The organism is Vibrio profundi (assembly GCF_043642225.1).
GTDB lineage: Bacteria > Pseudomonadota > Gammaproteobacteria > Enterobacterales > Vibrionaceae > Vibrio > Vibrio profundi_A.
Window position 1 is genome coordinate 36,821 of sequence record NZ_JBHZSF010000001.1, and the last position, 25,769, is coordinate 62,589.

The window sequence follows — 25,769 nt, forward strand, 5'->3', positions numbered from 1 at the left end:
AAAATGAGCAATTTTTTTGTTCCTCAAAGTCTCAAGGATAAAATTGAGGGAGGATGTGTAATCCCGCTAGTTGGCGCCGGCGTTTCCATGGCGATCAAAGATAAAAGTGGGAAGAAAGTTTTCCCCTCTTGGAAAGAACTACTTACATCTGCCGCTGATAAGCTAGGTGAGGAAGGTAAAGAAACAGAAAGACAAGTTGTTCTCGGCACCATAGAAATGAACCAGTATGGAATGGCAGCTACGATTGCTAAGGACAATTTAATGGGCTCACTATGGTATGAATTTTTAGATGACCACTTCAAAGTCGATTTTTCTGAATTAGACCCTAATAGTGCAAACCTTCAAAAAGAAATTTGGAAAATCAGTAACAAGATTATTACCTTAAATTACGATGATTGTTTGAAGTGGGCTAACCCAGCCCCACCAAATGTCGTCACTTTTGATAATATAAATAGCGTACAATTAAGACAATTTAAACTCCGTAACAATATTGACGAAATGATCTGGCACCTCCATGGAAATATCAACAATCCAGAAAATATCATTCTAACTCCAAATAGTTACGAACGACTCTATAATACAACTGAAAATACCAAGTCATCTTATGACGCTGCATTAGTTTCACTAAGAGAGGTTGTTTCTACAAATTCGATATTATTCATAGGTAGCTCTTTGAATGATATAGAGTTTATATGTGAACTTGAGAAACAAAACCAATTGTTCTCAAACAATACCGGCCCTCATTACGCAATCATAAAAGAATCTGACAAGCAGAATGTTGAACAGAGACTTTCACATATTTCTTCGAATATTGAAATAATCACATTTGAAGATTACGGACTTCCTTTAATACAATTAGTTCGTAGTTTGGGCAAAGACTCGAAATTTAATAATGTAGAACAAAAAGAAAAAGAACCTACACGACAAGACACAGAAAAAAGTTCCAAATTAGACATTGTGAAAATTTTTGAGTCCAACCCCTTAGACAAACCGAAAACTTATGACTCATTATATAAATCATTTAAAAAATTAAAGACCACAATCAATATAGAGCCATTTAACATTGATAATATTTATGAAAAAGTTGACTATGCATTTATATTTACTAAATGGTCAAGAAACGGTTTTTTGATGGAGGATGATGATGCTTGCAGTGATTACACTTCATTAATCGACATCTTAGATTGCTTGCCAAGTCAACTAAAAGGGCTGGTAATTTTAGTTGATGAGCTTCCTCAAGATATCGACATAGATATAATTGAAAGTCAGTATGATACTCCTGTATTAATTCTACCCCACAACAACTTTGACACCAATACCCTAAAAAAGTTGGCTCAGATTCAGCACAAAATTTTCAAAAAGAGAGATTTTACTTTCATTGAAAATACTATTGCAATCAACCACTCCAACTTCGACACAAATATAAATCTAACCGGAAAAAATACCCTAGTAAGAACTAGCTCTAACAATCTGTTTAATATCGACAAATCGAGTTTTTCCAACTTTGTAGGGAGAGCAAGTGACCTAGCTACAGTCAGCAGGGAAATATCACGTATTGAAGATAGGAATCTGGCCTTAGTTTTGAAAGGTAGTGGTGGAGTTGGAAAAACTGAGGTTGCAAAAAAAGTCGCGATTGAGTTGCACGCTAGAGGTAAATTTAGTGATGGTGTCACCTTTATAGATTGCGAACCAATTTCCGATTTAGATCAGTTCAAACAAAAGTTATCTTTAGCATTTAACAAACAAGGTAGTGATGACCTATTGGCCGAATTAGCCCAGTCCATTGACAATGGTAGCCGTCTCATTATTCTCGATAACTACGAATCTATTCTTAATATACAGAACCAAAAAAACGAATTCCTTAGTCTAATAGGCCCAATTACTGAATACGCCACAGTATTAATTACTTCTAGAGAAGTTTCCGGGGAATCCTGGGAGGAAGAATATACTCTAAGATCTTTAGAATCAGATGAAGCATTAGTATTATTCAACAATATAACAAAACATAGATATACAAGCGAAAGTAACCAAAAGTTTCTCAAACAAAACATCCTGGAGAACTTATTAGATCGAAATCCTCTAGCGATTAAGTTGATTGCTTCAAGCCTACCCCCTGGAAAATCACTACGTGAATTAGAAAACGACTTGGAAAATGAATTTTCTAACTGTGACGCTCTGAACCTTTTTTCCAAGGATATAGATAGAAACATAAATAGACAGCAATCCCTTCTTGCATCAATTGTCTACTCTTATAAAACCCTGAACACAAGTGAAAGAAAAGCATTAGAATTAATATCTTACTTTCCGGATGGTATAAATCTTTCGACATTAAAGACTATTGCAAATAAAAGTAACGAGTTAGACAAGTTAAAAGGAAGCAAAAATATAATATCAGATAAAGATATTAAAACGTTATCTGACAAATCATTACTAAATAGAGACTGCTCTAAGATTAAGCTTCATTCTATAATTAATAGATATATACTTGCCAAGGCAAACATTAATGAGAGCAATAATTATTACTGGACTGAAGTCGCAAAATACAACATGGCATTTTTTGACTATCTGTACAACATAAAGTCAAAAGACAAAAAAGTTGCTTTAGATCATGCCCTGTCAAATGCAAACAATGCTTTGCTAGCTGCATCTATAGGCGATAAAATCGATTTCTCACGAATTGAACAAGAAGAATATATAAACTATTTAGATACATTAGATTATTTTACAACTTCATTATCCATCTGTGATTCATTTCACAAGGTATTAGTTGATTTACTTGAACGTCTAAAAGAAAAGAAATTTGAAGAAAACTTCAACTTATCCATCGATATGTTACTTTGTAGTAGTTTATTCTTTGATGGGAATTTTGAAACATCCTTAGATTATTTAGAAGATAGGCTCCCTCTAGGTGTTTTGGTAAACTTTGAAGCTAAGTCATTTATTGATCATGTGGCAAAAAACACAGCGTGGCTAATTTACAATATGCTAGGACACTCCATGGAGTGTTATAAATTCAGAATAGAACACGATGAATATAAAAGAACAGGTTACCCTGATTATTTTTATGAGAGAGGTATTATTCTTCCTGAACTTCTAGATGTGTGCACAAAAAATATGGAGTACTATGAATCAAAAAGGTTAATAGGGATCGATTACTCTGACGAGATTACTGAGTCCATTAATAATCTACATGCATTGGAACATATTGAACGTTGCCAACTTAGTTATTTATTACATAAAATAAAACCACTCGATAATGAAGTTATCACAAAACTAACTAACACAAACTCTTATACTGTTGGCATAAAAAACCTTATGCTAGTATCAAATCTTGAAAGAGAAGTCATTAATTCTGGAAGTGTTGACAATGATACTCTTGAAAATATTCATGGCAAGTATAATTCAATTTTCTCAGACTTATATTATATAAAATACTTCTTAGTTCATGCAAAGTATCAATATGCATGTTTCTTAAAATCTATTAATCAGACACAAAGATTCCAAACAATTGTAAATAAGGGGATAGAACTTAGCCAGAAGTATTCATACCAACTATTTGAACATGAATTTAAAAGGCTGGATAACCCTGAGTTAGGTGCATTTTCTTTTAAACAACAGTCTTCTTACCCCTATAATTTAGACCCGGTACCATTTTCCAAAAAGGCAATTAAGTATATCTCGAGCAAGAAGTAACGACTAATCATGGGCTGGTTTTAATCAGCCCTTTTTATAACTTCACGTACGAGCATTCTAGATACATTGTTTTTTCCATCGTGCTTCCCCCCTTCAATCTTGTGGTGTTTTGGCATCCCTCCAAACAACAGAATGTACAATTTCCTCTCCCTATACGTTCCGACAACATAATGGTCTTTTTGTATTACGTATTCGACTACTTCAGCTTCTTCGTCAGTACACAAGTACTTAATATCGACGAGTTTGACCCACTTCAATCCAATAACATTTTCAGCTTCAATAAAGCCACCAAATGGTGCTGTAAACAACTTCCCAAGTTTCAACAATGCCGAGATAGTCCCATCATTCTTCTTGTGCATACCTATAGGGCCATCAGCGTTCATTTTAATAATACTGTACCCTGCGCTAACCTGAATGGATTGAAACATAACGAATTTAACCAGCCCTTTTTAACATTTGAAGCCAGGTTTGAGCATGTGCTCTCACCCCAATATAAAACATTGTTCTACGTTTTAGCTCGATTTATACTGTTTTTATATACAGTTATTTTAGGCTTTATTATGTCTGTCCGCAATTTAAAAGATGGCTCTAACAAACCATGGATCTGTGAATGCTATCCAAACGGGCGCAAAGGTAAGCGTGTTCGTAAGAAGTTTGCAACTAAGGGGGAAGCCAAGGCCTTTGAGCTGCACACAATGAAAGAAATTGACGATAAACCATGGATGGGCGACAAACCTGATCATCGAAGACTTTCACAACTAATTGAGATTTGGTATCAACTACATGGTGTAAACACCAAATCAGGGCTTAGAGCTAAGCGAAGAATGGAAATTGTATGCGAAGCTTTAAATGACCCTATCGCGAATCAACTGAATGAACGAATGCTTGCTCATTACCGCGCTAATCGCATCTATAAAGGCCGCGACCAAGGTAAACTCGCAACGAATCAACCTATCTCTATTGCCACACATAACCATGATCTCATTTGGCTTAAAACCATGTTTAGCGAGCTTATCCGCCTGAAGGAGTGGAAAGGCCCTAACCCAATTGCCAATATCCGAAAACTTAAAACCTCAGAGCCAGAGTTGGCGTTTCTAACCCTCGATGAAATCGCTCACCTTCTTGATGAAGTAAAAGATAGCGAAATGGGTGATGAACTCACTGCCATAGTAAAACTATGCCTAGCAACAGGAGCGAGGATTAGAGAAGCTATCGAACTGAAAGGTGCTCAACTATCTCAATTCAAGGTGACATACATTAACACCAAGGGAAAACGAAATAGAACGGTGCCAATATCAGAAGAACTTTATCACCTGATTCACAAAAACACATCAGGTCGCTTATTTAGCTGTTCATACAGCACTGTCTATAAATGGCTTACTCGTGCATTGCCTAATTTACCCAAAGGACAAGGAACGCATGTTTTACGCCATACCTTTGCAAGTCATTTTATGATGAATGGAGGGAATATTTTGGTATTGCAGAACATTTTGGGTCACACCGATATTTCAATGACGATGCGCTACTCTCACTTTGCACCGAACCATTTGAGCGATGCTATTCACTTTAATCCTCTGAATTCTTTGTCGCCAAAAAGTGGCGACAAAGTGGCGGCAGAGGATGTTATCTAGCGTTTAAAAGGGCTTTCAGACGTTTTTAACCTACAGCATCTCTTTAGCAATCAAATGCAGCAAAAACGTTTCGCGCTCAATGCTCATGCCCTTTTTCGGGCTCTCGGCCATGGTCTTCTCGTTATGAGCAATGGCCTCATGAATGTTAATCCAAACAGGTTTCATCCCATTTTTAATTTCATAATCTTCAAATGACGTTTCACCCAATTCACGATCGATTTTACAGGTATAGCAATAAGAAATCATATGTACGATATCGGCATCATCTTTATACCAAGGACGAAACTCCTCAAAGATACCAAACGGCTTGATGCTGTGAATATTTTGAGCACCCGTTTCTTCTTCCAGCTCCCTTACCATGCCTGCGATAACATCTTCATCTTTATCTAAACCACCTCCAGGGATGGTGTAGTCGTGGTATCGCTGGGTGTAAAGCATCAGAATGTTTTCACCGTCTAATACGATAGCGCGAGCCGCTTTACGCTGAAAAACCGTTTTGTCGTCTATATGTTCGATGTCAGGGTGAATGGTTGTTTTTAGGTGTCTCATAGTACGTTGTGTCTAAATTATTTTGGCGCATGGTAACACATTCATTGAACATTTGATGGATACAAAAAACCCCGCATGTGCGGGGCTTTTCTATATCCAACTATGGCTTTTCACGATTGTGGCTTAGCCATCTGCGGTAATTGCCGCAATGAGTTCTTGTTCGACGGAATCGGCATCTGCAGTTGGGATCTGACAAGTACCAGCAGCGTTATGTCCGCCCCCGCCGTATTTCAGCATTAGCTCACCAACATTGGTTTTTGAACCTCTATCAAAAATAGATTTACCCGTTGCAAAGACAATGTTTTGCTTCTGGAATCCCCACATCTTATGAATTGAAATATTACATTGCGGGAACAATGCGTAAATCATAAAACGGTTACCCGCATAGATAGTTTCTTCTTCGACCAAGTTCAGAACGACTAAATTGTCATGAACCGTCGCACAGCGCTGAACCTGCTCTTTGAATTTGTTTTCGTGATCACGGTAAAGGTCAATACGTTCTTTCACATCAGGTAACGCGAGAATCTCTTTTATCGTATGGTTCTTACAGTAATCAATAAGATCCATCATTAACGCATAATTAGAAATTCGAAACTCTCGGAATCGCCCCAAACCTGTACGAGCATCCATAAGAAAGTTCAGTAGATTCCAATCTTGAGAATCTAAAACCTCATCGCGGCTGAACTGTGCAGAGTCTCCTTTATCGACCGCTGTCATCATTTCTTCCCACTCAGCAGGAAAAGTCTCGGCACCACCGTAGTAATCCCAAACCACGCGAGCGGCAGAAGGCGCATTAGGGTCGATGATGTGATTATCAAGATCACCTTCATTCCGAATCGTTTCTGATAGGTGATGATCAAACGTTAAGTATGAGTCAGCAACATACGGTAAGTTCGTAACAATATCGTTAGAAGTAATCTCTACCTTGCCATCTTGCATATCTTTTGGATGGACAAACTTGATATCGTCAATTTCAAACTTTTGTTTTAGTAGCACCGCGCATACAAGTCCATCAAAATCGCTACGCGTGACTAATCGGTATTTTTGGTCTGACATTTTAATTCCTTTGCCATATAACGTTTACATCAAAGATAACCGCATAGAATACTTGCAATCAAGAAATGATTAGCAACCAGTGCACGGCATCATGTTTAAGCTTGACCTAGGGCTCAAAAAGAACCTAAACCTGTGTAAATAATAGTCTCAATCAATCTCTTGACCAAGTTCACACACCACTTTGTTAAATCTAAAATATACTGATTTCATATGTCACCCAAAATCACTTAGGAGAAAGTATGAAATCAATCGGGTTACTGATCGCGGCAACTGTCGTTTTGGCAGGCTGCGCTAATGAATATTCTCAATACAGTGAAAAAGAGCGTACATCGATGGCCAACCCTGCCGCTGTATACTGTGTGCAGCAAGGTGGTGAACTAGAAGCCGTTACAGAAAATGACCAACGCGTGACCTATTGCTCGCTGTCTGAGGAAGAACGAGTAGAACAGTGGGAATACTACCGCAAGAACCATCAAAAAGAGTCTGACTCAGAGCAAGTTTCCTAACCAACTCTAACTATTCATTTATTTCTCAAATTCTATATTCAGCTAAAGTTTCATGGGCTGAATATAGAATCCCTAACAATTGAACGGCGTTTCTTTCCTGACGCTCCCCTGACATTTCTCACAGGAACACCTATAAAATTGCGATTTATATCACACAATCTATAAGTTTTACCCATATGAAAAGCCAACAAAACTTTAAGCACCAGCACAAAGCGTTGTCCGTCGAGCTACCTGAATTTACGCTCTCTCACTCTACTTCAAAAGTGATATACCAACGCTGTCAGACTGCGCTTGTTGTGATGGCGATTGGCATTATTGTCAACCTAGCGATTCGCATTGATTTTGTGTTTTTAAATGGCTCTATTGGCGAAACGTCGGTTACCGAAATGCTCCAACAGCTTTTATTGCTAGTTTCCTCGGCCTCATTTGCTTACTTAGCCAAAGAGAGATGTGAGATTCGCCATGCTGCAATCTTAATTAGTGCTTTTTTCGCAGTCATGTTTGTTCGAGAGTTAGATTTCTGGTTCGATCAAATTGTTCATGGCGCTTGGGTTTATCCAGCCGTTGCTATTGCTGGCAGTGCGATCTTTTACGCTTGCAAAAATGGTAAACGCACCCTCGATCAACTTGCACTAATTTTGGCATCACCACATATGAACTTACTGGTAACTGGTGTGATGTTGCTTCTCGTGTTTTCTCGCTTGTTCGGAATGGGTAGCTTCTGGCAAGGCGTGATGGATGAGCACTACATCCGAAATGTTAAAAGCATCGCAGAAGAAGGGACTGAACTGCTGAGTTATTCATTGATCACTTTCGCTGCGATTAAGACCGTTCTAGGGCTGACTAAAAAACAGTAGCCACCGGTGTGGTTTATCGCCACCAGCGAGATTCCGAAGCCACTTCAGGATCCAAGTAACGATTCAACAAAGTCAGGTTAGTATCCAGCAACGCTAGGTACTCCCTGACTTTTTTTACAGACGTTTCTGGGGGGGTTCGCTCCACACACTCTGATAGCGCAGGCAAAAGTACGCCTAACAAAGGAAACTCAGTCTCACTTAGAAGTAACGATTTAGCTTTGCTTAGTGCGGTGGTCGCTATTTCAGCAGGCACCTCTCTCACGCTCACCAAATCTCGCTTAAATGCACCAGCAACGACTCCTTCCAAATACACACGATAAGTTGTGAGCTCATCCATCAATAAAAAGAGTTGCCCTTGTAGATGTTGGTGCGGATAGGGCACGACCACATGACGAGCTAGGTTATTATCGATTAAGAGCTGAATACCTAAATCTTCACATCGATTAGTTAGCACTCTTAATAGCCCTTGTTCGTCCATCAATTGCTGAATTTCAAAAATTCGATGCAGATGATAATCGTTTGAAGCGAACGTTACGCGAATTGGCTTGCCAGCGTTCAGTAATTGACTCTCGATCAGCTTCTTCGCAACGTTTTGGATGTTTTCGACTGTATTCGTGGACTCTTCTTCGAGTATCACCCCACCAAGAACAAATGGTGTCGCCATATTACTTTCAATTTCACGAAAGTAATGATGCATTCGGCTTGCCTCAGACACACTCTGTCCAGGCGTGACTCCACCACAAAATGCCACAGCTAACTCTTCACACGCATGACTGAGCAAATACTTGCTTAGGGCTTCGACACGGCTTTCGCCTTCTTTGGTCAATAAATTGTTATTTAGCCTTTTCCCCAGAACAATCAGTATGTGATTTATGCTCATTTTATGCTCAAGTCTCGTTTTTGTTATTCTAAAGAGTGAATTATGTATACAATTTTAATTATCAAAAGTACTTTTAGGCATCGATGATTTTAGGTGAGTCGCATTATCGCTCTCATATAACGACAAAATAATCACTTAAATTCAAAAGATGGTCATTAGCTCACATTAGATAAGTCTGACTTTGGAAAGTTGCGTGCCGTTACCGTTTAACAGCCCGCATTACTATACAACGAATATAGAGCTCGTTCAGCGAGCCATGCCTGCACAGGAAGTAATTATGTTATCTATCTTTGATATCTACAAAATTGGCGTTGGTCCTTCCAGTTCTCATACGAACGGACCCATGATTGCGGGTTACCAATTTACCCAATTGCTTGAAACTTGTCTGAAAGACGTGAATCGCATCCAAATAGATCTTTATGGTTCCCTTTCTTTAACCGGCCGAGGCCACCACACGGATCGCGCAACGATTTTAGGCTTGTTAGGGAATAAGCCTGATACTATCAAGATCACCAGCGCTAACTTAGCTATGCGCAAAGCCGTAGAAGATAAGCGACTCTCGGTTAGTGGCCAGCATGAGATCGACTTTGATGTCGATACCGACCTGTTGTTTCACGAAACGAACCTTCCACTCCACGAAAATGGCATGACCATCAGTGCGTTTAATAGCGACGGTGAGCAACTCGCGTTTGAAACGTATTACTCAATTGGTGGTGGCTTTATCGCTACCGCAGATGAATTAGAAAATGGCAAAAAAACGCAAGATGTAGACGTCGAGTTTCCATTTACGTCCGCAGAAGAATTTCTCAATAGCGCTGAAAAACATGGATTAAGCCTAGGTGGTTTAGTCCTGCGCAATGAAGTCTCTTTCCAAGATATGGATTCCATAGACCAAAAAACCGACCAAATTTGGAAAGTCATGTCTTTGTGCATGCAGCGAGGTTTCGACACCGAAGGTATCTTAGATGGCGGCTTGAATGTGACTAGACGTGCACCCGCGCTATTGAAAAAACTCGATGCGAATGCGGCGGTTGAAAGTGACCCGATGGAGATCATGGATTGGATTAACCTGTTTGCTTTCGCAGTGAGCGAAGAAAATGCAGCGGGTGGTCAAGTAGTGACGTCTCCAACCAACGGTGCGGCCGGTGTTATCCCCGCAGTGCTGATGTACTACCACAGATTCATCAAAGAACTCGACACTAAGCAGCTCAAAGACTTCTTAGCCGTCTCTGGCGCGATTGGCATCTTATACAAAACCAATGCCTCCATTTCAGGAGCCGAAGTGGGATGTCAAGGCGAGGTCGGCGTTTCGTCCTCAATGGCTGCCGCTGGCTTAACAGCGTTGCGAGGTGGCAGCAATGAGCAGATATGCATTGCTGCAGAAATTGCCATGGAACACTCATTAGGCATGACATGTGATCCAATCGGTGGCTTAGTTCAAGTCCCATGTATTGAACGTAATGCGATGGGTGCGATGAAGGCAATCAATGCCTCTCGCATGGCATTAAAGCGCACAAGCAAATGTCTGATCTCTTTGGACAAAGTAATTGAAACCATGTATCAAACGGGCAAAGACATGAACAAGAAATACCGAGAGACTTCTCTTGGGGGCTTAGCGGTCATTCATATGGCCCCACCATGTGAATAACCTCCTTTATATACAGAAAAGCCAGCATTTGCTGGCTTTTTTCTTTTCATACATACAAACGGAGTTCAGGCTTTCCCGTCGCCACTCTCACTCTCACTCTCACTCTCAACAGCATCGTGTTTATCTTCTGGACTGCCGTTCGCTAATCCAAACCAATACATGCTTCTTATCGTCTCGCCGGAAAATTTATTCACAAATTGAATATTTGCTCTAATTGTGAGCTTTTGTTGAATGTTGTTTGATCTGAGATAAATGTTTCAGTTTATGTATGACTGTAAATAATATTATAATTGGGTTATTACACTACTGTTAAACTCAAAAGCGAGAATAAAATAATGTGGAATAGATTAAATAAGTCCATGATGTTCTGCCAAATGATGTTTGGTCTTTCATTCTATGGCGTAATGGTCATACTCACGCGCTTCTTCTTAGAAGAGCTTAATTACAATGAAGCCGACACTATGATGGTCGTAGGTGCCTTTTCTGCCATCGGGCCTCTATTTGCGATCGCGGGTGGCTTTATTGCAGATAAGTTCTTGGGGGCTTACCGATCACTAACCATTGCCTACCTCGGGTTTTCGAGCGGTTATGTTTTGTTAGTATTAGGCGCATCCGCCACTAATATTCCGATGGCACTTTGTGGTATCGCACTCGCGAGCTACGCGCGCGGACTCATGTCTCCTTCGTACCCAAGTCTCTACAAGCGTACCTTTAAAACGCAGGAAGATTTTGAAAACGGCTACCCAATCAACTACTCCATCAACAACATCGGTGCATTCCTAGGCCAGTATCTATTCCCTATGCTTGTGCTGGTCGTTGGTTTCCATGGTGGCTTCATGCTATCAGGTATTCTTGCGGGCGCAGCTCTGTTCACTCTGATCACTTTCCGCAAAGGTTTGGTCGAGGTTGGTGCGGACATCGACCAAGCTCACGTGAGTACGAAAAACTGGATTGCGTTCCTATCGTTATCTGCCGCTATGATTGGCTTGGTATTCTTCATGTTCTCGAACATGGATATCGGTCAAAACATTGTTTATGCCATTGGCGCAGCGGCGATCATCTACTTCATTTCTTTAATGATCAAATCAAAGAAATCAGATGCGCTTAAAATGGGTACTATCCTGATCATTACCTTTTTAACTACGTGCTTCTTCGTGTACTACGGTCAAATGATGACATCGATGAACATGGTAGCGATCAATACCATGCGCGGTGACCTGTTTGGTTTTATCCCTGTCGCTCCTGAAGCTGCAATGGCGATGAACCCACTATGGTGTATGGTTGCAGGTCCGGTTATCGCTGGCTTCTTCTCTACATTAGAAAAGCGTAACATTAACTTCTCGACTGCCACTAAAGTGGGCTTCTCGTTCATTTTAACGGCAATCGCCTTCGGTATTTTGACCTTAGCAGTAACAACCGTTGGCGAAGATGTCCTCATTCGCCCGGAAGTTTTCCTAGCGATTCACTTCTTCCAAGCGTTCGCTGAAGTGATTGTTGGCTCTATGGTGGTGGCATTCATTCTATCGGTAGCGCCTAAACACATAGAAAACTTCTCTGTTAGCTTGTTCTCTGTTGCGATTGCATTAAGTGGTATCGTTGGTGCGGTATTCTCTACTTCTATTGCTTTGGAAAAAGGGCAAGAGATCACTCAAGAGATCGTTCAAACGGTTTACGGAGACTACTTCCAACTTCTCACGGTACTTGCCGTTGTTATGGTAGGCATTGCAATGGGTGCTTCACTGGTAATTCGTAAGATGCTTGAAGCCGCTAAGAAAGATGAAGTGGAACTCGTGGAAGCTGAAAGCTAATACTCGTCACCCTTAGCTGCACTAACCCTCATAAAAAATGCCCTAATGATTTTTCATTAGGGCATTTTTATACGTTTATTATCACCTTCATCAAGACATCAACTCTTCCGCCTGTACCACTTGATTACGGCCACTATTTTTAGCCTTGTACATCGCCTGATCCACACGCTTAAACCAATCATGTTTTGACTCATTTAACTTCAGCTGAGCAACCCCAAAGCTCGCGGTACAGCTAAAGGCATCATGAAATTGATGGCGTTCAAACATCACCCGTATTTTCTCCGCTAGAAGAAAGGCGTTGTCTATTGGGGTTCCAGGGCACACGATCAAAAACTCTTCACCTCCCCAACGTCCACATGTATCCACACCTCTAGTGTTCTCTTCTAGCAAAGAGGCGACTTCAACCAGCACTTCATCGCCGACATCATGACCATATCGATCATTGACCAATTTGAACTTGTCGATATCGAGTAAAATAATTGAAATCACTCTCGGACTTGCTTTGAAATTCCGGATTTCTACATCCAACAATCGTTCTAGGAACATTCGGTTAGACAAGTTGGTTAAATGGTCGGTATTTGAGAGCTTTTCCAACAGGTTTGCTTTTTCTTCCGTTAACTGTTGGCGTGTTTCGGTTTCAATCAAATCCCGGGTTCGATATTCGAGCTCTTTACTCAACTTATAAAAATGCGCGCCTAGGTCATCAACTTCATTGATCCCCGAACTCGACAATCTAGCCGTCGCAAGGAACTGCCCGGTGTCTTCAGTCAATAAGGTAAGATTTTCTATCGGCTTGGCAATTTTAGACGCCAAGACCTTAGCTTGTTGCTTGATATGCCAGTAAAAACCGACATAAAACAAAGCCATGATTAGAATAGCGATATAGCCAATCTTGGTGGTTAGCGTTTCTAACTTAGTCACCGGGGCAGTCAGCAGTTCATAATCCACCAGTGTCATCACCTGCCATCCATTTACCGGAACCGTGCCTTGCAATAACAAATAACGTTGACCCGCAACGTCGATCAGGGAAGAAGCGTCGCCAGAAGAAATAAATGATTCTAGCGGTTGACGAAAAGCTGTATTGGGAATGTTGCTTACATTAAACTCTTGAGGCTTATAGACATTTTTCCCGCCTTGTTCACTATAAGTTTCAGAGCCCAACTCACTTAACCCAGTTAACGCTTCAATTTCCGGAGGCATTGCTAAAATAACGCCGGATTCGTCCACAAGAAAGCTAGATGCCCCCCAAGGTAAGTCGAGCGCCAAGATATCTGAAATGAACGATCCAATCGTAATATCAATGCCACTCACTCCTTCGAGAAAGTCTCCGCTGTAAATAGGCACAACACAGGATGCAAGCCAACCTTGCCCTGCAGGATCTAAATAGACGCTCGTCCAAACCGGCTCTCTTGATGGGTTATTGTCGGCATCAGCCAAATAATAAAAATTGTAGTCCCGCATATTGATCGTCGGACCATAGACATCTGATACATTTTCAATGGCGGGATACAATTGATTCATGTTGTCCCAAGTATTGAAATACACCTGCTGGATAATATCACTTTCATCCACAATCGCCTTATATAACGCTTCCACATGCTGAATACGTTGGACTTTTTGCTGATGAATCGTCCCGATTTTTGTATCGCCAGAATAGTAATAAGACGTACCTTGAGGTTGCGCTTCCACAAAGTAACTGCCGTTAGCATGTTGAACCAATACAGGTAGCGTTTGATTGTCGAGTTTTGAATGAGGTAAGTTCAGTGCTTTTTGTTGTTCCGACTGTATGAGGTGGGCAATGCGATGCACTTCCCCCAATTGAACGTTAATCGTATCGATATGCTTTTGAGTTAGTAATGAAAGATTAGTGTTTGCTTCTTGTTCTAACGTTGTCTGATATTTCTCTTCAACAAATCCCGTCACAGAAAAATACAACGCCAATAAAGCAAGCTCGATGACAAGTAAAGGTATCAGCGCCGAAAATAAAAATCGGTCGTAAATCAACCTAAAGACGGAAAGATGCTTTTTATGCCTAAACGATCCCATCAGCGCCTCATTTATCATTAAGTTACTCAATAAGTTTAAGCAATTAGTCTACTTTCGCAACGTACGCTCACTGATAATCCTCAATTTTTCAATTAAATATCGCACTCCTATCAAAGATAAGATTTTCACTACACTAAGAATAGAAATAAGCCGTTATCACTATGCTCGATTTAGGCCATTTCCTAATGTAAATGCAAGTAAATGATAACTATTAGCATTGAGTTGTTTGAGTCGCATGTTTATGATGTAGCTTCAAAGTAAAAGTGAGTATTGATTATGAGCAAACCAGCACCTGTAACCCTAACCGTGACAAAAACAGTAACCGTAACTCCAAACATGCAAAGGTTAGAGCTTCAAGGAGATGGGCTCAGTAACTTCCCAACACACTGTGCCGGTGGCTATATCAAATTGCTTTTCTCCCCTAATGGCGATACGGATCTCTCTGACCTGAAGGAAGGTGAGAGACCAGTCATGCGCACCTATACAATCCGACAGTTCAACCAAGCAACGAATACTATCGAAGTCGATTTTGTACGCCATATTACGAAAGATCTACAATGCGGATTTGCTGCTCGTTGGGCTATGAATGCGCAGGTGGGCGATACCGTATCAATTGCTGGCCCGGGGCTTATTCAGGGGCTTAATTTAGAAGCAGATTGGTTCTTCTTAACTGCAGACATGACGTCCCTCCCTGCTCTTTCCGCCAAGCTACATAGCTTACCTTCAGAAGCAGTCGGCCACGCCATTATCCAAATCACTTCAGAGCAAGATAAACAAACTCTAGCTGCCCCAGAGGGCCTTAAAGTTCAATGGGTAGTAGAAGAGGCATCTGAGAAAACGTTAGCAGAAACCGCTCGTGAAGCAGAGTGGTTATCAGGCCAAGTATCGGTGTGGTGTGCTTGTGAGTTCGATTCAATGCGTCAGTTACGCCAATATTTCAGAAATGAAAAAGAAGTCGAGAAAGACAATATCTACATCAGTAGTTACTGGAAACGCGGTGTGACTGAAGATGGCCACAAAGTCATTAAACGCGAAGATGCTACCCTAGCAGACGCATAATCATGTTTGCCCTTATTGTTAACCAATAAGGGCAAATTTCTTGTCTTTAAATACTTTCGCCCACTTCGATTTGGTACCCCAAATCCAACTTAGCCTGCCAATCAGATTTCCCTTTCAATCGAGCAACGATTTCCTGCGCGGCCACCAAGCCGATCTGTTCACGCGGCGTGACTACAGTTGCTAATCTGGGTGTCATGGCTAAGGTAATATCATGGCCGTGGAAACCTGCAATCGCCATATCTTGTGGCACTTGAATACCGCGGCGAACACATTCGTAAAATGCACCAATCGCTAAGTCATCGTTAGTGCAAAAAATGCCGTTCGCTTCCGGGTGCGTATCTAGCAGCTCACCAAGCAATTTAGCACCCAAAGTAAATGACGAGGCCGCTTCGGTTTGTAATGTCATTGGCTCGGCATTCGCCTCTTCCATTGCATGCTGATAGCCCGCCATTTTCAAACGGGTACGCTCATCCATTCGGGCGGCAAGATAAGCGATGTTCTTACGCCCTCGCTTCAACATGGTTTTGGTCATGTCTCGCGCCGCTTCAAAGTTATCAAAACCAACGGCTTGCTCGATTCTTGGGGAAACGGAATCCATGATTTCAATTACTGGGATCGACGCGGTTTGCAGCATTTTTCTAGCGCGATCTGAATGCACGTTCTCCGACAAAATGATCGCATCAACATTGTAAGACAGCAAAGAAGCAATGCTTTGTTCTTCAAGTTCAGCACTATAGCCGTAATGGGCAATCATGGTTTGGTAGCCAGCTGGGCCTGTCACTTGCTCAATCCCCCGGATCACTTCTGCGAATACTTGGTTAGTTAATGAGGGAACCAACACACCAATCGCATTGCTTTTGGCGTTCGACAGAATGTCTGGAGCACGGTTTGGAATGTACCCTAGCTCTTCAACTGCTGAAGTAATTTTGTCTCTTAACGCGTCAGACACTTGTGAAGGGTCACGAAGGCAGCGGCTGACTGTCATTTTGGTTACACCAACTAAATCGGCGATGTCTTGGAGGGTAGGACGTTTCTTCTTGTTTACCATATTGCTGTTCTGATTATTATGTATGGGGTAGTAATGTTACTGGTAACATCTTATCTCAGTGGATCGTTTTTTGTAGCCTATTGTTTGTAATATTTGATGATCCGCTCAAACAATAACGCCCTCCAAATTGAGGGCGTTATTCAATATCAGTTATCGCTTAATTTGTGTTCGAGGATTTTGACTCCACATGATGTGAAACTTGTCCGCTTCCGGTTCATCGATACGCGAATACGTATGTGACCCGAAGAAGTCGCGCTGAGCTTGCAGTAAGTTTGCAGGCAATACTTCGCAACGTAATGAATCAAAATAGCTCAATGCTGAGCTGATACCCGGCATTGGTACTCCATATAGAGCGGAGTTTGCAACCGCAATTCGCCATGCCAGTTCGCGCTCTTGCACCTGCTCGATGAAGGTTTCATCAAAGAGTAAATTCTGCAGCGCATCGTTAGTCTGATAAGCCGTCGTAATGCTTTGCAGGAAAATTGCGCGAATAATGCACCCTGCTCGCCAAATCTTAGCGATATTAGTGAAATCTAGCTGCCAGCCTTCTTTCTCAGATGCCGTTTTCAGTAGATCAAAGCCTTGAGCGTAAACCGACAACTTCGCGCAATATAACGCATCGTGTAGCTCAGCGATCGCTTCATGCTTGTCGAGCTGGCGAGTGTCTGCAATCTTACCTTTAAGTAATTGGCTACCCTGCTGACGCTGCACTTTCTGCCCGCTCATTGCTCGCGCGTAAACGGCCTGAGCGATAGTTGGCGTTGGGCAACCTTCTTGTAGGCTGTTAACTGCCGTCCATAAACCAGTGCCTTTTTGCCCGGCTTTATCGAGCACCACTTCAACAAATGGTTTGCCAGTTTGCGGATCGTCCTGCTGAAGAATATCGGCGCTGATTTCCATCAGGTAACTGTTCAGTACGCCTTGATCCCACTGCGCGAATACTTCGCCAATTTCTTTTGCTGGCATCTCAAGTACATCACGCATGAAATGGTACACTTCGCAGATAAGTTGCATGTCCGCGTATTCAATACCGTTGTGCACCATTTTGACATAGTGCCCAGAGCCCGCAGGTCCTACATAAGCGGCACACGCTTCACCAGCTTCAAACTGACCGACAGGTAAACCGTTCGCGTCCACTTTCGCAGCAATTGCTTCCCACATTGGCTGAACATATTGCCATGCAGATTGATCGCCACTAGCCATCAATGCAGGGCCTACACGAGCGCCTTCTTCACCACCAGAGACTGCGGTGCTAAAGAAACGTAACTTGTTTTTATAGCGAAGTTCACGCGCTTCAGTATCAGTCCATAAGCTATTGCCGGTATCGATAACGATATCATCACTTTCTAAGCCCGCTTCTAATAAACTTTCCACGACAAGGTCAACAGGCTTACCAGCAGGCACAGACAAAGCAATAACGCGTGGCTTAGCCAATGTGCTCAATAAATGGCTCAGATCAGATGCAGCAGTGAAAGCCCCTTTAGAATTACCATCAACTGCATTGCTTGATTTAAGAGCATCCGCTTCGTGTTGAGCGCGATGGATATTGTCTTGGTTCAAATCGTAACCGGCTACGTCAAAACCATTATCTAGCAAGTTAAGTGCTAGGCTTTTCCCCATCACACCTAGGCCAATCATCGCGATATGATGCGTATTTTGCGCGCTCATTATTTGATATCCTTTTTTAGCAGGGCTAGTGCACTCTCAACAACTTGCTCGACGTCTTGTGCAATATCGACAAACAAAGCTTCACCTTTTTGAGGCTCAACTAATGCTTCGAATTGGCTTTTCAGCATTTGTTCACCGTTAAAATAATGATTTTCACGATTCTTATGGCGATTCCAGATCGTATCGAAGCTGCCCTGTAAGTACACAATCACCAGCTCTTCATTGTTTTTTCTCAGAATATCTCGGTATTGTGGTTTTAAGGCCGAGCAAGCAATCACCGCACTTGGTTGGCTGATGAATTGTTGGTTCAATGTTTCCAACCAACCCTGACGATCTTCGTCTGTCAAAGGGATACCTTGGCGCATTTTCTCTACGTTTGTTTCTGGGTGAAAATCATCACCATCAAAAAATTGTAGATCCAAAGCTTTAGCGATACGGCTACCAATCAAGCTTTTACCGCAGCCCGATACGCCCATTACTAATATTTTTTTACTTTTCATAAGACGAGACTTTCCTTAGCCCCAACTTTCACTGGGGCTGACAATCTATTGTGTATATGGTCTAACTCAGTAACTGGGAGTCGTTACTTCTCCTGCATGTCTATTGCCACCAAAGGGCTAGCTGCGGGAACATGATGACTAAAGAAAGAACCAAAACTTGTAAGCCGATGAATGGCAATAGTGAAGTAAAGATTTCACCTAAGCTGATGTCTTTTGGAGCTACCGATTTCAGGTAGAAAGCCGCTGGGCCGAATGGTGGTGACAAGAAAGACACCTGCATGTTCAAGCAGAACACCACACCGAACCAAATTGGGTCGTAACCTAAGCTAATAATGATTGGTACGAAGATAGGCATGGTTAGCAGTGCTACACCAACCCAATCAAGGAACATACCCAATACCAGTAGAATCACCATCATGATGAGCAGAGTCGCTAATGCGCTGCCGCCACTTAGAGCAAGAATGGTTTCTTCAACAAAATCAATACCGCCCATTAGGTTGTAAATACCAACCAATGCACTCGCACCAATACCGATCCACATGATCATGCCACAGGTTTTCATGGTGGCGACGGCACTGTCTTTTAGCATCGACCAAGACATTTCTTTACGAATCACCGCACTGATCATAATGCCTACAACACCCAGTGCTGACGCTTCAGTTACAGATGCCACACCTGTGTAGATACTACCCAGTACGGTTGCAACAGAAAGTAGCGGGAAGAACAGCGCTTTAAAGTAGCTCGGTTGGTTTTCAAGATCTTCTTCTAGCTCATCATCACTTGGGATTGGCGCTAACGCCGGGTTTAACTTACAACGGATTAATACATAAGCGATGTAACAGCCAGCCAAGATAAACGCTGGTAAGAAAGAGGCTTTGAATAAGTCACCGATTGAAACACTTGCCGTCATACCGTAGATAATCAAAACGATACTTGGTGGTAGCATGGTACCTAACGCTCCACCAGCACAAGTGGTGCCGATAGCCAGCTTGCGGTCGTAACCTAAGCGCAGCATTTGTGGCAGAGCAAGAATACCGAGTAGAACGGTTTCACCACCGATAACGCCAGACATAGACGCTAGCAATACCGCGACTAACAGCGTTTGCACCGCAACGCCACCGCGAACTCGGCGACCCACAGACTTCATTGCGTCGAACAAGTCACGTGCAATACCTGAACGGTCAAGCAATGCAGCCATTAAAACAAACATCGGGATAGCGAGGAAAATGTAGCCCGAAGAGAAACTGTACATACGGCTCGCGATAAGTGGCAGTGCATCCACACCAAACCAACCGAGCGTAAAGAAGATGGCAACAAAGCCAGTTACAAAGGCTAATTGCATGCCGGTTAACAGTAAACCGATCATCATAGCCAGCATGAGTAAACTACCCCATGCGATTCCCATTGAAGATAAATCAAACATCGTTATTCTTCCTTAGGCCTTGAATTTCTTGGATAAGATGTAAAATAAATTGAACCACGAGTACGCAAAGCGTAACGAAAATAATGCCTTTCAATAATGCTGGGAAAGGAGGGTTTAATGACGAGCCTGATGTTTCAAGCCTAAACTCACCCCATGGAGTAAACCATGCCCCTTCCGCCATGACATACGCGGCGTAAGCCATCATGCCCGCAAAAGCCAATCCAACGACATGGTGAACAAGGTTTAAGTAACGACGAGTACGATCAGAAACGTAATCGTAGATAAGAACAACGCGCACGTGCTTATTGTTCGCAAAAGAATAAATACCGCCAAAGACAAACAGAGCCCCTCCTATGAAAGATGCTGTTTCGTGAACCCATGTGGTAGGAGAATCAAATACGTAGCGCATTAACACTTCGTAAAACGAAATCACAACTGTGATGATAAAAAGTAAGCTAAGAGCATTGCCCAACTTCAAAACCCACTTGTCGAGTAGATTCCTAGGTTGCTCTTCTGGCTCAACAGGAGCGTGGGGAGTGTTGTCATTCATACCGCTAATATCCCAAAGGAAATAGAGGGCGAGAACCGCCCTCTTAGTCGTATCTCTATCTTAGTTATTATTTAAAGCTTCGAGATAACCATGTTGTGTTGATAGGTAAAACTTAAAGTAGACCGTTAGCTTCAAGGAAGTTAGTTACTGAGTCGTATACTTTCTTCGCGCTTGGTGAACGCTCAGCAAACACTTTCCATTGGCCTTTAGCGATTTCACGGAACTTCTTACGCTCTTCTTGTGACCAATCGTGGATAGTGATTTCTGGGTTTGCTTGCGCTTCTTTCACAGCCGCTTGGTCTGCAATCTTAAGCTGTGTTGTCATGTCGTAAGAGAAATCACGAACCGACGTTTGCAGCATAACTTGTAGATCTTCAGGCATCTTGTCCCACTTCTTCTGGCTGATTGAAATATCGATCAATGGCAGTGAGTGGAAACCTGGGTGAATTGGGTGGTGAGCAACGTCGTTCATGCCCGCTTTTTGGTTAGTAGAAAATACCGTGTAGTCAGCCGCATCAATTACGCCTTTGCTTAGGCCCGTAAATACTTCAGAACCCGGTAGGTTTACTGGAGTCGCACCTGCTGCTGCAAATACTTGTTGAACTAGGCCTTCAGGGGCACGCAGTTTCAGACCTTTTAGATCTTCAACTGAGTCGATTGGCTTTTTAGAAATGAAGGCTTCTACACCTGTCGTTGATGCGCCGATGAATTTCACGCCGTATGGTGCGTAAAGCTCAGTCATTAGCTCGTTACCGCCACCGTAGTTCATGTATTGAAGTAGCTCTGTTGTGTCAGACCAAGCACCAACCATGTTACCGATTAGACCGAACGCTGGATCTTTACCAGAGAAGTAACCCGTTGCCGTTACGTGACCATCTAGGATGCCCATTTTGATAGCGCCTAGCGTTTCCGTGTGCTTAACCACAGCACCTACAGGTAGTAGATCGATGTCGATGCGACCATTAGACATTTTCTCAACGCGCTCGGCCCAGTTTTGCTGAACTTTATAGTTCAAATCACCAGAAGGATCCGAAGATTGAATCTTAAGTTTAAAGTCTGCAGCAAGTGCTGAAGCTGAAAATAGGCCAGTAATCGTGGCAGCGATTAGCGTTTTAGTCATAGCTTTCATCGGGGTATCCTTATGAGTTTCACAGAGTCCGGTTTGTTGTTATATGTTACCGGTAACGTTTGAGGCGATGTTACCGGTAACTTTACGTAACTGTCTATGAGGAAGATCACACCTTGAACATAGATGAAAACAGAACTATCAATAGCAACTAAGCGTGAACAAAGTCACAGAAACAGGATGGGGGTACTTAAATTTAATTATTTTAAATCAATGAGATAACTAAACCCGATAAGATTAAAATGACTCCAACACCGCGAGTGACGTGCCACTTTTCCTTCAAAAAGTAGATCCCCATCACAACTCCAAAGATGATACTAATCTGACGAAGTGCCACCACTAAGCTGACATTCTCAGTCATGGTCATTGCGAACAAGACCAAACCATAAGTCGCAGCCATCATTACCCCTGCTGCCGTCGCTCGTTTGCGCTGTAGCCAAGCATTTTCAAATTCAACACGCTGATTACTGACCAACAACCACAAGCTTAAAGGGATCACTATCGCCCAAAACTGCATACCTAAATAGAAAATAGAAGAATGCTTATTAGTGATAGTAGAGTTCTGAATTTGATCCAAAATGATCAACGACTCTTTGTCGATAATCGAATAACCCGTCGTACCAATCGCCGCGACTAGAGCCCACAATACCCCTAAGTTTAAATAAGCCTTAATTTTCAGATCTTGAAAGCTTTTCAAGGGGACAAACAAGCAACCTAAAGTGATAAGCGAGAACCCAAACCATTGATTGGTTGACAGTTCATAACCAAGAACCACCGTGCCAACCCCGACCATAAGCACAGGTAGCGCTCTTGCCATTGGGTAGATGACCCCAATATCCGCCTGTTTATACGCGACACCTAACCCAATTAAATACACAATCTGACAAAGACCACTAAGTAACAACAGCTGCCAAAACGCATTTGGTAACTCGGCGAAACCAATCGTATTCATGTACCAAGTTAAATACGGAGTCAGCAGTAGCGCCGCCGCCAGTCCAGAAGCAAGAAAAAACGAAGAGCCAGAGCCTTGATTTGATTTACCTAAAATATTCCAACCGGCATGCAGCAAGGCCGAAAAAATCACGATAAGAATCGCCGACAGTTCCATATATTTCCCTGAAAAATTCCATAAAAAAGGCCTCCCTATAGGAAGCCTATTCATTATTTATTTACTAACCAAACGACCCACAGAGCGCCGAGGTTCCATAATCCGGTTAACGCTCTAATTTGGCGACAGATTCAATGCTGATAGCATCATGTCGCCAATACTCGATATCACAATCTATCAATTCACCGTTTTGATTGTAATTGACACGCTCGACCACCATTGCCGGGCAGCCTGAAGTGGCACGCAACGCTTGAGCGGTATCTCCAAGCAACGACGTGGTGCTGACTCGGTAACGGATCTTCTGATAAACCACTCCATAATGCTCACGATAAATATCAGTCAATGACTTCGATAAATCGTGATCCAACAGATTAGGAAAAAGCTCTGGGCGGATAAAGTTGGTTACGTATACCACTGGGCGATCTTCTAAATATCGCACGCGGTCAACGCGGTACACATCTGAAAACGGTGGTAACTGCAACAAGTTCGCCGCTTGCTTAGTCGCCAGTAAACCTTTTGCTGCCACGAGCTCAGTTTTAGGCTTACGATTTTGTGCCAACGCCATATTGGTAAAGTTGAGCGTTTGGGTTGGGTCATAACGTAAAGGCTCTGGCGAGATAAACCAACCACGACGGTCTTCACGGTAGATCTTCCCTTCCGCTTCTAATAAAGACAGCGCCTCTCGCAGCGTCACTCGCGTCGTATCAAACGATTCAGCCAGCTTACGTTCTGCTGGCAACTTCTGCCTTGGAGAAAGCATGCCAGACTCAATTTGCTCTACAATGACATCTTTAATGTTTACGTACTGCACGCATTATCCTTTCTTAGTATTTGTCACGGTTCGCCATCCAATGGTTTTCCATTCGCTGTTCATTGAAAAACGAGCCTATTCTAACGCTTACGCCAAGCCTGAGTTCGTTTTTCAAAGATTTTATTGGTGGCCATGTGAATCAGCTTAGCGCTCGCTGCCGATACCATAATCATCACAGCCATCGCTGCCGCCGCCCCTGTTTGCCCTGCATCGTCCATATTCAATACCGAAACAGAAGCTGGAATCGTATCCGTTGAATATAGGAATACTACCGCAGATGTAGTGGTCAGTGCATTAATAAACAGATAGGTCGCGATATCTAGAATCGCAGGTAAGCACACGGGCACCGTCACTTTAAAAAACAGCTTATACTGAGGCAAGTTTACCGATGCGGCTGTCGCTTCTATTTCTTCAGGAAGCTGTTTTAACGCGGTTAATGCCGTCATGTGCCCCACGGTATAGTAGTGAACAACCGTATTAATGACCAAGAATGCCATGGTGCCATATAAAACATTCAGCGGATTGTTGAGATCATTAAAATAGAAGATGTAACCCAAGCCTAACACCATGCCAGGTACAGCCATTGGTACCACGCTCATCATCTGCATCGCTTGGCGAACCGGGGCAAACGCTCTGCCTTTTTCAATACAATACGCACCCAAGAAAATCAGCACCGTACCTATAATCGCCGTCCATGCTCCAAGGGTAAGAGAGTTAAAAAATGGCGTCCAACCGTATGTGCTCATTTCTGCGAAATTGTAATTGTTAAGCGTGAGCGCTTTATTCCACGGCCAGAAGGTCACCATAGAACCGTACACCGCCATCCCTAATACCGCGAGTACTGCCGCTGATATCACCAAGCAATAAACGAAACATAGTCCGTCTCGCATGGCATTAGGCTCTGGCTGATACGCCACCGAACGTGTGTCGAACAAACTCTTTTGTTTTTTCTGCACCCAACGGTCAGCGCCGAACGCCAACATTGCAGGTACAAGCAGCAAGATACTGGTCACGGCACCCATAGAAAAGTTTTGCTGCCCTACGACTTGTTTAAAGATGTCAGTCGATAGCACGTTGTAACTCCCACCGATCACTTTAGGCACGCCGAAATCAGTCACTACTAACGTAAACACGACGATTAAAGTGCTAATTAAACCGTACTTAGCCGCAGGCAGAGTCACCATGAAAAAGGTTTTAAATGGTGATGTATTCAAGGCTCGCGCGGCTTCATATAAGCGAGCGTCTGAAGTTCTCAAAGACGTTGTGAGAATCATCAGCGCATGAGGAAACGTCCAAAAAATCAGGCCTAACGAAATACCAATCAAACCATAAACGGAATGGCCACCAAGCACATCTTTCGCAATGCCTTGATTACCGAATAAGAAAATCAAACTGATCGCAGGAAGTAAGGAAGGCGCGAGAATCGGCGCTGACCCCAACACCTGAAATAAACCTTTATACGGCATACAAGAACGGGTGAGCGCGTACGCATAGCCAAACGCCAGTACCCCGACAACGGCAGTCACGAGCAGACCGAGTGTGAAAGTGTTGCCGACCGATTGCCATAAACTCTGCGAAGAAAAGTAAGTCGCAAAATTTTCTAAACCAACATAGTCGCCATTCAAATTTTGTACGCTTTTTTTCAACATAGCCCATAGCGGCATTAAGATAAACAGCGTCATAACCACAGAAAGAAAAGCCAACAAGCCAAACAAAATCATGTTGTCTTTACTGAGCCTAGCGACAAAAGGTTGTACTCGACGTTGGAAAAGCAGTTTTGATTGCATCATTTGTGTAGATTC

21 protein-coding genes are annotated in these 25,769 nt (G+C 42.6%); 7 read left to right on the top strand and 14 right to left on the bottom strand.

The window, feature by feature from the left end; all coding sequences use genetic code 11:
* The first annotated feature begins 3 nt into the window (after positions 1-3).
* Positions 4-3,693 carry an SIR2 family protein gene (locus tag ACHUFI_RS00205; protein WP_394246039.1) on the top strand — a complete coding sequence of 1,230 codons (3,690 nt, stop codon included), beginning with the start codon at positions 4-6 and terminating at the stop codon, positions 3,691-3,693.
* Positions 3,694-3,713: 20 nt separating this feature from the next.
* On the opposite strand, the gene ACHUFI_RS00210 is transcribed toward ACHUFI_RS00205, so the two are convergent.
* Positions 3,714-4,121 carry a hypothetical protein gene (locus ACHUFI_RS00210; RefSeq protein ID WP_394246040.1) on the bottom strand — a complete coding sequence of 136 codons (408 nt, stop codon included), beginning with the start codon at positions 4,119-4,121 and terminating at the stop codon, positions 3,714-3,716.
* 132 nt (positions 4,122-4,253) lie between these two features.
* Between ACHUFI_RS00210 and ACHUFI_RS00215 the strand changes: the two genes are divergently transcribed.
* Positions 4,254-5,324: a phage integrase gene (locus ACHUFI_RS00215; RefSeq protein ID WP_394246041.1), complete on the top strand. Its 1,071-nt coding sequence runs from the start codon at positions 4,254-4,256 to the stop codon at positions 5,322-5,324.
* 30 nt (positions 5,325-5,354) lie between these two features.
* Here the strand turns inward: ACHUFI_RS00215 and ACHUFI_RS00220 are convergent, their stop codons facing one another.
* A complete protein-coding gene (locus ACHUFI_RS00220) occupies positions 5,355-5,873 on the bottom strand; it encodes an NUDIX hydrolase (protein ID WP_394246042.1) in 519 nt (172 codons plus the stop codon).
* Positions 5,874-5,996: 123 nt separating this feature from the next.
* Entirely contained in the window at positions 5,997-6,929 is a 933-nt protein-coding gene (locus ACHUFI_RS00225) for an exopolyphosphatase (protein ID WP_394246043.1), read from the bottom strand.
* 239 nt (positions 6,930-7,168) lie between these two features.
* Here ACHUFI_RS00225 and ACHUFI_RS00230 point away from each other — a divergent pair, with 239 nt between their 5' ends.
* Both ACHUFI_RS00230 and ACHUFI_RS00235 read left to right on the top strand, forming a co-directional pair.
* Positions 7,169-7,435, top strand: a complete 267-nt coding sequence (locus ACHUFI_RS00230; RefSeq protein WP_394246045.1) for a putative hemolysin — start codon at positions 7,169-7,171, stop codon at positions 7,433-7,435.
* 176 nt (positions 7,436-7,611) lie between these two features.
* Positions 7,612-8,292, top strand: a complete 681-nt coding sequence (locus ACHUFI_RS00235; RefSeq protein ID WP_394246047.1) for a hypothetical protein — start codon at positions 7,612-7,614, stop codon at positions 8,290-8,292.
* Positions 8,293-8,305: 13 nt separating this feature from the next.
* Here ACHUFI_RS00235 and ACHUFI_RS00240 read toward each other — a convergent pair whose 3' ends face one another.
* Positions 8,306-9,172 carry a YdcF family protein gene (locus tag ACHUFI_RS00240; RefSeq protein WP_394246048.1) on the bottom strand — a complete coding sequence of 289 codons (867 nt, stop codon included), beginning with the start codon at positions 9,170-9,172 and terminating at the stop codon, positions 8,306-8,308.
* 277 nt (positions 9,173-9,449) lie between these two features.
* Between ACHUFI_RS00240 and ACHUFI_RS00245 the strand changes: the two genes are divergently transcribed.
* Together ACHUFI_RS00245 and ACHUFI_RS00250 are read left to right on the top strand one after the other, a co-directional pair.
* Positions 9,450-10,820, top strand: coding sequence for an L-serine ammonia-lyase (locus ACHUFI_RS00245; RefSeq protein WP_394246930.1), 1,371 nt, complete (start codon positions 9,450-9,452; stop codon positions 10,818-10,820).
* Positions 10,821-11,155: 335 nt separating this feature from the next.
* Positions 11,156-12,628: a peptide MFS transporter gene (locus ACHUFI_RS00250; RefSeq protein WP_394246049.1), complete on the top strand. Its 1,473-nt coding sequence runs from the start codon at positions 11,156-11,158 to the stop codon at positions 12,626-12,628.
* 90 nt (positions 12,629-12,718) lie between these two features.
* On the opposite strand, the gene ACHUFI_RS00255 is transcribed toward ACHUFI_RS00250, so the two are convergent.
* Entirely contained in the window at positions 12,719-14,674 is a 1,956-nt protein-coding gene (locus ACHUFI_RS00255) for a sensor domain-containing diguanylate cyclase (RefSeq protein WP_394246051.1), read from the bottom strand.
* 276 nt (positions 14,675-14,950) lie between these two features.
* Between ACHUFI_RS00255 and ACHUFI_RS00260 the strand changes: the two genes are divergently transcribed.
* Entirely contained in the window at positions 14,951-15,733 is a 783-nt protein-coding gene (locus ACHUFI_RS00260) for a siderophore-interacting protein (RefSeq protein ID WP_394246052.1), read from the top strand.
* A 46-nt stretch (positions 15,734-15,779) separates the two neighbouring features.
* Here the strand turns inward: ACHUFI_RS00260 and gntR are convergent, their stop codons facing one another.
* The 9 genes from gntR to ACHUFI_RS00305 form a co-directional block, all read right to left on the bottom strand.
* A complete protein-coding gene (gene gntR / locus ACHUFI_RS00265; RefSeq protein ID WP_137356844.1) occupies positions 15,780-16,781 on the bottom strand; it encodes a gluconate operon transcriptional repressor GntR in 1,002 nt (333 codons plus the stop codon).
* Positions 16,782-16,931: 150 nt separating this feature from the next.
* Entirely contained in the window at positions 16,932-18,449 is a 1,518-nt protein-coding gene (gene gndA / locus ACHUFI_RS00270; RefSeq protein WP_394246054.1) for an NADP-dependent phosphogluconate dehydrogenase, read from the bottom strand.
* A complete protein-coding gene (locus tag ACHUFI_RS00275; protein ID WP_394246056.1) occupies positions 18,449-18,949 on the bottom strand; it encodes a gluconokinase in 501 nt (166 codons plus the stop codon). The genes gndA and ACHUFI_RS00275 overlap by 1 nt, the downstream gene beginning before the upstream one ends.
* Positions 18,950-19,049: 100 nt before the next feature.
* Positions 19,050-20,372, bottom strand: coding sequence for a TRAP transporter large permease (locus tag ACHUFI_RS00280; RefSeq protein WP_394246058.1), 1,323 nt, complete (start codon positions 20,370-20,372; stop codon positions 19,050-19,052).
* Positions 20,365-20,922, bottom strand: a complete 558-nt coding sequence (locus ACHUFI_RS00285) for a TRAP transporter small permease subunit (protein WP_394246060.1) — start codon at positions 20,920-20,922, stop codon at positions 20,365-20,367. The genes ACHUFI_RS00280 and ACHUFI_RS00285 overlap by 8 nt, the downstream gene beginning before the upstream one ends.
* A 112-nt stretch (positions 20,923-21,034) precedes the next feature.
* Positions 21,035-22,051, bottom strand: a complete 1,017-nt coding sequence (locus tag ACHUFI_RS00290) for a TRAP transporter substrate-binding protein (RefSeq protein ID WP_137356839.1) — start codon at positions 22,049-22,051, stop codon at positions 21,035-21,037.
* 202 nt (positions 22,052-22,253) lie between these two features.
* Positions 22,254-23,156: an EamA family transporter gene (locus ACHUFI_RS00295; protein WP_394246061.1), complete on the bottom strand. Its 903-nt coding sequence runs from the start codon at positions 23,154-23,156 to the stop codon at positions 22,254-22,256.
* A 106-nt stretch (positions 23,157-23,262) separates the two neighbouring features.
* Complete coding sequence (phnR, locus tag ACHUFI_RS00300) at positions 23,263-23,967, bottom strand: phosphonate utilization transcriptional regulator PhnR (protein WP_394246062.1); 705 nt, start codon at positions 23,965-23,967, stop codon at positions 23,263-23,265.
* A gap of 80 nt (positions 23,968-24,047) precedes the next feature.
* A complete protein-coding gene (locus ACHUFI_RS00305) occupies positions 24,048-25,757 on the bottom strand; it encodes a putative 2-aminoethylphosphonate ABC transporter permease subunit (RefSeq protein ID WP_394246932.1) in 1,710 nt (569 codons plus the stop codon).
* Between the last annotated feature and the right edge of the window lie 12 nt (positions 25,758-25,769).